The sequence below is a fragment of the Listeria cornellensis FSL F6-0969 genome, from assembly GCF_000525855.1.
Lineage (GTDB): Bacteria > Bacillota > Bacilli > Lactobacillales > Listeriaceae > Listeria_A > Listeria_A cornellensis.
This window is the reverse complement of the sequence record NZ_AODE01000066.1, coordinates 1-2,347: the sequence shown is the minus strand read 5'-3', so window position 1 is coordinate 2,347 and position 2,347 is coordinate 1. Positions and strand designations below refer to the sequence as shown.

Sequence of the window (2,347 nt, the reverse complement as noted above, 5' to 3'; positions counted from 1 at the left end):
CAAAAACGATCTCTTGCAAGACATGGTGGGAGATCCGTTTTTGTAGTACTATTCACATAATCTAGCTATTTTCTTAACATATACCTAAATAAAAGGAAATGTTTTCGGATATTAGGTGAAATGTTGAGCAAAACATGATAATATATAATAGGGTAATTAGAGTATTTTTTCTGATTATTACATATTATTAGAAAAGGGAGAAGATGAGATGAAGACGAAAAAATGGATCAGACAATTGGTGGTCGCAGGGTTTATAGTGGGAAGCATTATCTCGCCGATAGGAAATAGCGTCGATTTTGTATCCGCGGCAACGACAGAAACCGCAGATAAGATCAAAACGACACAGGATGCGAATATAGAGACTACTAACGTATCGGCGATACCAACGAAAGTAACGACGTCCAAGGCGGCGAATAGCTTATCTCTTCATCCTGTTCAAGTCGGGGATGGAAAAGTAACAGGGGCTACGCTACAACCGAATACAAGTATTCGTGTGCAAGTAAATCGTGTGCTCAAGACGATTATCGTAACGGACGAGGAAGGCGTATTCACGTATAAAAATAGTCGATTAATCGAAGGGGATATTGTTCGAGTCGAAATAAAAGTAGATGGATTATATACCGGAGCGAAGGAAGTCATTGTTGTGGCACCAGCCAAAAATGAACTCACACTTCAACCCGTAACCGTAAAAGAGAAGAAAGTGGTTGGAAGGACAACATTACCGAAAACACCGATACGTATGAGTGTAAACGGGGTGGCGAAAACGACCTTAACGACGGATGAGCAAGGCGATTTCACCTATAATAATAGTACATTAGTAGCGGACGACGTGGTGAAAGCGGAGATGAAAATAAATGGCACATACACTGGCGCGAAAGAAGTGACTGTGATAGATAATGGAGTTGTTCCAGCTATCACGCTACAGGAAATAGAGGAGACCCATACGGTAATAAAGGGGAAGACCACCCTATTTAATAATTTGATTCGTGTGAGTTTGAATGGAATCGTGAAAGCCACCATTACATCGGATGAAACGGGGGATTTTAGTTATACCATTGGGAAGCTTCAACAGAACGATGTCATTGAAGTGGCATTACGTGTGAATGGGAAGTACGTTGTATCTGCGACACAGACTGTGAAAGAGGAATCAATTACTGGAATGTACGGAACGGTGCCATGGACATGGGAAGCATCCAGCCGAACATTAACGTTTGGTGGTGGGGCTTTCCCCGTTTCAACCAATCCTTATCCTGCAAATATTCTAAGTGTACAAAAAGATGAAAGGCTAGAAGGAGCAACGATTCAAACTATAAAGTTTACAAAGTCTGTCGTAGGAAATCCGCAGTCATATGGATTATTTCAAGATTTGAAAGGGCTTGAAACCATCCAGGGATTAGGACTATTAGATACCTCAAAAGTGACCAATATGAGTCATATGTTTTCAAGAGCAAGCAGTTTGGCATCGCTAGAGGTAGGAAGTTGGGATACTTCAAAGGTGGCCACTATGACTAGTATGTTTTCTGGAGCAAGTGGACTGAAGAGCGTGGATGTAGGAAGTTGGGATACCTCGAAGGTGACCGATATGGATTGGATGTTTTCTGGAGCAAGAGGACTGACAAGTGTGGATGTAGGAAGCTGGGATACCTCGAAGGTGACCACTATGAATAATATGTTTTATGTAGCCAGTGGACTGAAGAGCGTGGATGTAGGAAGTTGGGATACCTCGAACGTGACTGGTATGTCTAATGTGTTTTTCAATGCAAGTGGACTGAAGAGCGTGGATGTAGGAAGTTGGGATACCTCAAAGGTGACCGATATGTCTGATATGTTTTCTGGAGCAAGTGGACTGACGAGTGTGGATGTAAGAAGTTGGGATACCTCGAAGGTGACCGATATGGATTGGATGTTTTCTGGAGCAAGTGGACTGACAAGTGTGGATGTAGGAAGCTGGGATACCTCAAACGTGACCACTATGGCTTTAATGTTTTCTGGAGCAAGTGGACTGACGAGTGTGGATGTAGGAAGCTGGGATACCTCGAAGGTGACCTATATGACTAGTATGTTTTCTCGAGCAAGTGGACTGAAGAGCGTGGATGTAGGAAGTTGGGATACCTCAAACGTGACCGCTATGAATAATATGTTTTCTGGAGCAAGTGGACTGACGAGTGTGGATGTAAGAAGTTGGGATACCTCGAAGGTGACCTATATGTCTTATATGTTTTCTGAAGCAAGTGGACTGACGAGTGTGGATGTAGGAAGCTGGGATACCTCAAACGTGACCACTATGAATAGTATGTTTTATGGAGCAAGTGGACTGACGAGTGTGGATGTAGGAAGCTGGGATACC

The 2,347-nt window shown here is 42.9% G+C and carries 1 protein-coding gene; it reads left to right on the top strand.

Annotated elements, in window-relative coordinates; translation table 11 throughout:
* Nucleotides 1-208 precede the first annotated feature (208 nt).
* Nucleotides 209-2,347, top strand: a 2,139-nt coding sequence (locus tag PCORN_RS17720; RefSeq protein WP_149024414.1) for a BspA family leucine-rich repeat surface protein, incomplete at its 3' end; no start/stop codon positions are given.